The 8,015-nt window shown below is 33.3% G+C and carries 11 protein-coding genes; 3 read left to right on the top strand and 8 right to left on the bottom strand.

What is annotated here, in order from left to right; translation table 11 throughout:
* Positions 1-15: 15 nt before the first annotated feature.
* The 3 genes from B6C99_RS09320 to B6C99_RS09330 all read right to left on the bottom strand — a co-directional run bounded on the left by B6C99_RS09320 (position 16) and on the right by B6C99_RS09330 (position 3,205).
* The gene (locus B6C99_RS09320; RefSeq protein ID WP_086359580.1) at positions 16-672 is read right to left on the bottom strand and encodes a hypothetical protein; all 657 of its coding nucleotides are present in this window, start codon (positions 670-672) and stop codon (positions 16-18) included.
* Between the two features lie 171 nt (positions 673-843).
* Entirely contained in the window at positions 844-1,086 is a 243-nt protein-coding gene (locus B6C99_RS09325; RefSeq protein ID WP_086359581.1) for a YecH family metal-binding protein, read from the bottom strand.
* Between the two features lie 175 nt (positions 1,087-1,261).
* On the bottom strand, positions 1,262-3,205 hold the full coding sequence (locus tag B6C99_RS09330) for an exoribonuclease II (RefSeq protein ID WP_086359582.1): 1,944 nt from the start codon (positions 3,203-3,205) through the stop codon (positions 1,262-1,264).
* Positions 3,206-3,327: 122 nt separating this feature from the next.
* Here B6C99_RS09330 and B6C99_RS09335 point away from each other — a divergent pair, with 122 nt between their 5' ends.
* On the top strand, positions 3,328-4,077 hold the full coding sequence (locus B6C99_RS09335; RefSeq protein ID WP_086359583.1) for an alpha/beta fold hydrolase: 750 nt from the start codon (positions 3,328-3,330) through the stop codon (positions 4,075-4,077).
* A 98-nt stretch (positions 4,078-4,175) separates the two neighbouring features.
* Here B6C99_RS09335 and B6C99_RS13070 read toward each other — a convergent pair whose 3' ends face one another.
* From B6C99_RS13070 to B6C99_RS09355, 5 genes are read right to left on the bottom strand one after another with little or no spacing between them, the layout of a single operon-like run.
* Entirely contained in the window at positions 4,176-4,361 is a 186-nt protein-coding gene (locus tag B6C99_RS13070) for a hypothetical protein (RefSeq protein ID WP_143413916.1), read from the bottom strand.
* A gap of 5 nt (positions 4,362-4,366) precedes the next feature.
* Positions 4,367-4,693 carry a prepilin-type N-terminal cleavage/methylation domain-containing protein gene (locus B6C99_RS09340; RefSeq protein WP_143413917.1) on the bottom strand — a complete coding sequence of 109 codons (327 nt, stop codon included), beginning with the start codon at positions 4,691-4,693 and terminating at the stop codon, positions 4,367-4,369.
* A gap of 4 nt (positions 4,694-4,697) precedes the next feature.
* Positions 4,698-5,135 carry a DUF2509 family protein gene (locus tag B6C99_RS09345; protein WP_086359585.1) on the bottom strand — a complete coding sequence of 146 codons (438 nt, stop codon included), beginning with the start codon at positions 5,133-5,135 and terminating at the stop codon, positions 4,698-4,700.
* Positions 5,119-5,682 (bottom strand): prepilin peptidase-dependent protein, encoded by a 564-nt coding sequence (locus B6C99_RS09350; RefSeq protein WP_086359586.1) that lies wholly within the window; start codon positions 5,680-5,682, stop codon positions 5,119-5,121. The genes B6C99_RS09345 and B6C99_RS09350 overlap by 17 nt, the downstream gene beginning before the upstream one ends.
* Positions 5,676-6,152, bottom strand: coding sequence for a hypothetical protein (locus B6C99_RS09355; protein WP_086359587.1), 477 nt, complete (start codon positions 6,150-6,152; stop codon positions 5,676-5,678). Before B6C99_RS09355 ends, B6C99_RS09350 begins: the two co-directional genes overlap by 7 nt.
* 217 nt (positions 6,153-6,369) lie before the next feature.
* Between B6C99_RS09355 and dapD the strand changes: the two genes are divergently transcribed.
* On the top strand, positions 6,370-7,194 hold the full coding sequence (dapD, locus tag B6C99_RS09360; RefSeq protein WP_086359588.1) for a 2,3,4,5-tetrahydropyridine-2,6-dicarboxylate N-succinyltransferase: 825 nt from the start codon (positions 6,370-6,372) through the stop codon (positions 7,192-7,194).
* A gap of 93 nt (positions 7,195-7,287) precedes the next feature.
* Positions 7,288-7,779, top strand: a complete 492-nt coding sequence (locus B6C99_RS09365) for a YajQ family cyclic di-GMP-binding protein (RefSeq protein ID WP_086359589.1) — start codon at positions 7,288-7,290, stop codon at positions 7,777-7,779.
* The last annotated feature ends 236 nt before the right edge of the window (positions 7,780-8,015 follow it).

Consider the following 8,015-nt stretch of genomic DNA (forward strand, 5'->3'; position numbering starts at 1 on the left):
AGACTCACTTGAGTATTATCTAAAAATATTAATGTAATTGATAATATTGTCTTTAGGGCTGCTTAAGCATTTTTCCATAAAGTCAGCTCTCATTTCTTGAAGGATACTTGGATTTTCATCAATCAAAAAGTGAGAGTAATTATCTTTAAGAATTTTAGCTTTTAAAGTGGCCATATCTTGCACTGACATTTTAAACAAAGGCTGATATCGTATATTTATATTATCAATATCATTAGTGTAAACCGCTTCAACAAAATCAGCTGACCATTGACAGTAGTTTTTAACATTACCTTCAGTTGGGTTGATTTTTGTCAACTCAATTTTATGTTCGGCTTGGTTTTCCTCAATAACTTTTTTAAGTTGAATGTCATATTTTAACTTGTAGTATTGGTTAAGATAAAAATTTAACACACAAGAAGACTGGTTGCTGTCATCTTTACAATTTAAGATACCGTGTTTAGTTATATAGCTGTCAAAGTGATTGTCTCCAACAAGTTGGAGTAATTGCTTTTTGGCATTTACAACAAATGGGTTATTTTGTTCCGATCGTTGTTTTAAAATCGTTAACTGATCGACTTCAATTTTTCCGTTAGTTGAAGATGTATTGTTTTTTACACAGCCTGCGGCAAGAATAGAGACAATGGCGTATGTAAGGATATTACTTATTTTCATATATCAAATTCCATGAACATATTCTTGAGTTGTAATTTCAGGATGAGCAACTTAACACTGTTTAGTGAAGTCGTAGCGCAAAATTATATACTCTTATTCTTTTAAAAACACTAGATGATTACATTTATTTAATAAAAAAGCATTAAATATTCTTTTATACGTTTGTATTTATTAATGTCGACATATTTTTCGAACATCGACAGTAAATTGTGAATCATCAGCTAAAGAAAGCTTAAATTTTCCTTTTGCCTTTAAAAAGGCAATAAGCTGCTTGGCATTCATATCGGAGTTAGAACAAGTATGAAATCTGGCCTCAGTACCAAATTTTTTATGGATAGCATCAAGTAAAGATGATTCTGTGTAAACATTTCCATCCATCATATCTAATACTTCATGGCCGTGAATAGATATCATTTTTCCTCTCTAAGTAGCAGTTTAAACTAACTTTGTTTTCTTTTTTTAAGCTGTGAAAGATAGCAGATATTATCAATAAAAAAAAGAGGTAATATGTTAAAATTGTTATTAATATTTTTAACTAAACCCTGATAATTATCAGGGTTAAATAAAGATTGGTTAATCTGATCAAGAATTATGAGTTAGATTGACTCAATTTAACAATTACTGATTGATTTTCAGTTTTAACTTGATAGATTGCGACAGTGATTGTATCTGTGAGTTTATATGCAATCTCATCATTTATTTTAATTAGCCCATCCTCAGGATAGGTGCTTATTTCATCACGAACCTTGTGAATCATTGACAGTGGTAAAAAAGCAAATGCGCCAATATCAGTTAAGCGAACCCGCGCACCGCCACGATTGATATCAACAATTTCCGCTGCAAATGTCTGTTCTTGCTTATCTGATAAGAATTGACTGTAAAGATTTTCAGCAATATCGCGTTCAGCTAAGCGTAATTTTTTTCGTCTATCTGACATGCTTTTTAATTGCTCGTTAGTTGGAGCCGTTATTCCTTGTCCTTTAAGTGATGCTTTGAGTAAACGATGGTTTATCATATCTCCATATTTTCGAATTGGTGATGTCCAGGTTGCATAAGCTTTAAATCCTAAGCCAAAGTGCGGTTCTGGGGTTAATGAAAAATCAGCTGGAGTTTGGAATTTTCTTAACTTTGCCGATAGGAAGTCATTATCATCAATCAATCGACGTAATTTGACATAACCAGCAAATGTCATTAGTGATTCTTTATCGAAATCAGTGATGCCATTATCGGCCAATATTTTTAAGATCTGTTCAATGTATTTGCTATCAAAACCTGAATGGGTATTAAACACCCCCGTGCCTACTTTTTCTTGCAAATACATAGTTAGAGCTAAATTGGCAATAATCATCACTTCTTCAACAATGTTATTACCAATACCACGTAATTCTTTAATGATATTTTTTACTTGGCGATTATCATCTAGTACGAATCGATAATCATTATTGGCTTTAAATACTAACGCATTTTGTTGTCGCCAATTTATACGTGCTTTTGCTAGTTCTGATAGCAATTTAAGTTGTTTTTTTATCGTGGCGTCATCGATATTTAAATCACTTCGACCTTCTAAGAAGTTAGAAACATTGTTATAAGCAAGTTTAGCTTTCGATTCAATCCACGCAGGAGTGAAACTAATATCATCATTAGCAAATTGACCATTTTTATCAATGTTAATTTTACAAACCATGGCTGGTCGTTTTTCATTGGCTTTTAATGAACATAGATTGTCCGCCAACTGTTTTGATAACATAGGAATATTAAAGTCTGGTAGATAAGTAGTAAAGTTTCGAATTTTAGCGATGTTATCGACTGCACTATCTTGAGGAATATACGCGGTTGGGTCGGCGATGGCGATCATTAACTGATAGTTAGCGATTTCATCTTGGGAAATGGAAATGGCATCATCCATATCTTCGGTATTTTCACTATCAACCGTGAAAAATGGTACATCAGTTAACTCTTGACGATTTTCCTGTTCAGACTTTGATATTGTGAAGGCTTCCTCTTGAGGTGCTTTATCTTCTAAATCGTAACGCGCCAAAGTTTTGAGCCATAATTGATAAATTGAATCAGAACCGGCGATAAATTTGGTTACTTCAGCAGAAAAATGATTTTTATCTTTTTCTAATGGATGTGATTGTAATGTAGCAACAACCCAATCACCTTCTTTCAATTTTTGTGCAACTTGCGGATTAACTTTACAGCGTATGGCAAAACTTGTTGGCATATTTTCTGGATAAATGACCATGGCGCGATCTAAAAAGCCGATTTTTCCAATAAATTTTTGTAAACTACTTTCAATTAATATCTCAGGTTCAAAGAACTCTTTATCATTATTCGTGATGATGGTTCCGGATACTTTATCACCATTGCATAACAGCTTCATTTTTGCAACCGAAATGAAATAATTGGTTTTATTATCAACATCAAGGAAACCAAAACCTTTTTCATGTGCTCGAACGATACCTTCAACACGCGGTTTTTGTTCGTATAATTCTTTTTTTAGTTGGGCTAATAGTGGGTTATTTTGAAACATAGGTCTTAATATTAATTGAAAAATTTAGACTAAATTCTATCATAGTTATGCTTGTAGGGGGTATTGAATTGTTGATCAATGACTTTCTGTTAATCTAAATTACCATAAAAATAAGTGACATTATGAAATTACATTACAAAATACAAGGCGATAACCAAGCAATTTTGTTATTACATGGGCTATTTGGCAGCTTAGATAATTTAAATATGTTAGCTAAAGATCTGTCGATTAATTATCAGACTATTCAGATTGATTTGCGCAATCATGGACAATCACCATGGTCAAATATAATGAACTATCAAGCTATGGCTGAGGATGTTGCCGAGTTATGCCATGATCTACAATTAGCAAATATCATCTTGATTGGTCATTCGATGGGGGGAAAAGTTGCTCTACAATTAAGCCAATTTATTCCGCTACAGATTAACAAAATTTGTGTAATTGATATTGCGCCAGTTAAATATACTCAAACAATTAATACTCCTGTCATAAAAGCATTGGCACAATGCATTGAACAACAATTAGTTGATAGAAAGCAAATCGCTGAAGTTATGAGGCAACATGGATTAAGTGAACCAACGATTTTATTTTTGCTCAAATCCTTTAAACATGAGCGTTGGCTATTTAATGCTGATGTAATTATTAATCAGTATGTCAATATTTGTGATTGGCAAACTATTTCACCCAGTGCCATACCAACGTTATTTATTGGCGGTGGTAATTCTAGCTATATCAGTGATAAAAATTATCCAGCTATATTTAATCAATTTCCCAATGCTCAAATTGATATTGTAGAAGGCGCTGGTCATAATGTTCATGCGGAAAAAACGGAGCAAGTATTGCAACATTTATATCATTGGTTAGCTGACTGATTATAATTATTTCATTAATAAAAATTAATCAGAAGCACCATTGTTTAATTGATGGTTGCTGATTTTTATTTTTTTCATTTAAACTAAAGATTGCTAGATTAAATAAGCAATAATACTAAAAAATAAGATTGTTGTTTGGTAAATTCAATCAACAAACATGCATAACTATTTTTATCTAAAGGAATGAAACTCATCACGCTAGAATTAGCGCAAACGGGATGTGGTATTGCCGTAGCATGGAATAAAAAAGTAGACAATAAACAGCGCGATTTATTTTTAGACATGAATATTAATCACATAAAAAACGTTGTTGTTTAATCGTTTTGTGATGAATAGGGTTGACGCTAACAAAAACCATCTGACAAGACCTACCATAAGGTTGGCTATAAACTTGATATTGCCAATTATTCGGTATGATTTGCGGTACAGTATGAGGATAACTATCAAGTAAAGCAAAGGCAATTTGCTCCGCTTTAAACTGTTTTTGGAAATAGTGGTGTTGACTAATAATTGCGGTTAAATAACCACTAAAACCTAACATAATGATGGCAAACAGCAAGCAAGACAACATGACTTCAATTAAACTAAAACCAGCGATATTTTTACGTTTTATCATTCTATTATTCACAATCAATCATCTTCTTTTCAGGACAATAATCTAACCAATGCCCCTTTTCAACAATAAGTTGGTTATCTTCAAAATGCGTTAACATATAAAGATAATAGTCATCAGCTTGAGCGCGTACTAAGGTATAGTTATCTACTTTTAATCGTGATTTTTTTATACATGCTGTTAAATGATACTGCGCATCAGATAAGCATTGCCACTCTTCGGTCGGAAGTTGCCAGATCTGCTGGGTTGCCCAATTTAAACTTGAGCTTGCTTGATTAAACTGACGATAGTGTTGAATTTCAATCAAATAACTCTTTTTTAACGAATCAATTGTCGCCTGAAAACCTGTTAATAATAGTAGCCCGACAATAGTTAAGATAATTACCATCAACAGTGTGCTAAAGCCAGCGTTTGGTGTTCCGGTCTGATTACAATGGATTTTCATTTTTGATAATGGTTACCGTTTGATATTTAATTTTATTGTTATTTTTCAATTCTGCACTAATAGCTACCTCAAAATGATTGCTCTGTTGTTTGACTGAAAATTGGGTTATTTTAATGTTGTTAGGATCAAATATTTTTTCCCAATTGCTTCCTTCACAATTAGCTGCACCTACCTTATACTCTAAATTATTTTTATAAAAACGATAGACGAAGATATCGGAGTTAGTCGGATTGAGACGATCATAAACCCAATCATTACGAATTTCGCTGTCATAGCGAAAAATGTAACAATTAGCGAAAGTATTAATTTCAATGGCTAGCTTCTTCATTTTTTCTGGTTGATTGACGATAAATCCCGCACGTTTTAAATCTTTAGCGATACTAGCCAGTCCTTGGCGAATATTTTTTTTGAGATGAATATTAAGATTTTGTTGAAGCAAAACAGATTGTAGCTTACTGTAAAATGTTGATGTACCAATGAAAATGAGGCTAGAAATGCTAATGCTTAACAACATTTCAAATAGCGAAAATCCATTTTGTTTTAACATTGCGGTAGTCCAGGCAAATAACTATTCTTCTTACAAAATCTAATTCGTCCACGATATGAAATGATAATTTGCGTGGTACCAATGGCATTGTGCAATTCGATTGTACCTGTTTGCGCCATATTTTTTCGCCCCCAAAAGGAGATGTTTTTTTTATCAGTTAAATCACTTAATTCAACAGAATTGTTGGTCTTCATAAAATAGGCGGTACCTTCTTGGCAAGTGGCTGGTCTTTCGCCTTTACTGACGCTCAAACACCAAGGTGTCAAAAAATAATAGACGTGAACGTTTTCGTTGGCATGGTAAGCTTTGGTTTGAACTTCTTCCAAAAAAAAGGCTAATTGTTTAGTGGTGGTGAAGAGTTCATTACGCAGTTGTAAATCTTTCCAATGCTGTATACCGATTGAAGCTAAAATGGCAGCAATACAGATCATCAATAAAAGTTCTAGTAAAGAAAATCCACCGTTTTGCATTATTTTTTGTTATGAAATTTAACGAGGTTTAAACTCTATCTTCAAATAAAACGGCGTATTAAATTTTGCTCAGCTTTTGTGAAAGTTATTCCAAATAATTTGTCGTTTTTGAGAAATTGCAATAATGCGATAAACCACTTAAAAATAGTGGCATATTATATTATACTGTTAGGCCAATTAAATTTGCTAACGGACTTAAAGTTAAAGGAAACGAGAAATGCAACAATTACAAACTATTATTGAGGCAGCATTTGAACGTCGTGCTGAAATTACACCTTCAAATGTTGATACAGTAACACGTGATGCAATTAATCAATGTATCGCTTTATTAGACAGCGGTAAAATGCGTGTCGCAGAAAAGATTAATGGCGATTGGGTGACTCATCAATGGTTAAAAAAAGCTGTGTTACTCTCTTTCCGTATTAATGAAAACCAACTTATTGATGGCGGTGCAACCAATTACTATGACAAAGTGCCATTAAAATTTGCTGATTATGATCAAACCCGCTTCCAACAAGAAGGTTTCCGCGTCGTTCCATCTGCGATTGCGCGTAAAGGCGCTTACGTTGCTCGTAATACAGTGTTAATGCCATCTTATGTAAATATTGGTGCTTATGTTGATGAAGGTACCATGGTTGATACATGGGTAACTGTTGGCTCATGTGCGCAAATCGGTAAAAATGTTCATTTATCTGGCGGTGTTGGTATCGGTGGTGTATTAGAACCACTACAAGCGAACCCAACAATTATAGAAGATAACTGCTTTATTGGGGCTCGTAGTGAAATCGTTGAGGGTGTGATTGTTGAAGAAGGCAGTGTAATCTCAATGGGCGTATTTATTGGTCAAAGTACCAAAATTTATGATCGGGCAACCGGCGAAGTTCATTACGGTCGTGTACCAGCTGGTTCCGTTGTGGTGTCAGGTAACTTACCAACTAAAGATGGCAAATACAGTCTCTATTGTGCAGTAATTGTTAAAAAAGTAGATGCTAAAACTTTAGGTAAAGTTGGCATTAACGAATTACTTCGTACTATCGATTAATCTTAATTATAAAGCCGCCGTAAATATTGTGGCGGCCACTAAAAGAGTTGTTTAGAATAATTAATACTTTTAACGATTAGAAGAGGAAAATTTATGCCTTCTTTTGATATTGTGTCAGAAATTCAAATGCCAGAAGTAAAAAACGGTGTCGATAATGCGACTCGTGAATTGGCAACACGTTGGGATTTCAAAAATGTCGAAGCATCATTTGAGCTTAATGAGAAAAATGAAACTATCAAAGCGACGAGCCAATCAGATTTCCAAGTACAACAGTTACTGGATATTTTACGTGATAAGTTAGCTAAGCGTGGTATTGATGGTGGTGCGCTAGAAATTCCAGAAGAGATGGAACATAGTGGTAAGTTTTATAGTATTACAGTTAAGCTTAAACAAGGTATCGATAAAGAATTAGCTAAAAAAATAATTAAATTAATCAAAGATAGTAAAATTAAAGTCCAAGCGCAAGTACAAGGAGACCAAGTTCGCGTTACTGGAAAATCACGTGATGATTTACAAGCAACTATGGCACTAGTTAAAAATGGTGAGTTAGGTCAACCATTTCAATTTACTAATTTCCGCGACTAACAATTACTTTATTCATTATTACCGACATTGTTTTAAAAACCGTGTTCGGTAATTTTTTTATTTATTCTATCAATGAATCTTAAAAAAAGTTGAGATAGGTACTTTTTGAAGTCTATTTTTTTAAGAATAAGTGCTTTTGCCTTTATATTTTTATTCGTTATTTCTAAATAACGGGATTTTTTTAGTTAAATACGTTATGCTATCCACTTGTCTATCCTCTTAAATATAAAAATACT

The sequence above is a fragment of the Gilliamella sp. N-G2 genome (genome assembly GCF_002142215.1).
Classification (GTDB): domain Bacteria; phylum Pseudomonadota; class Gammaproteobacteria; order Enterobacterales; family Orbaceae; genus Gilliamella.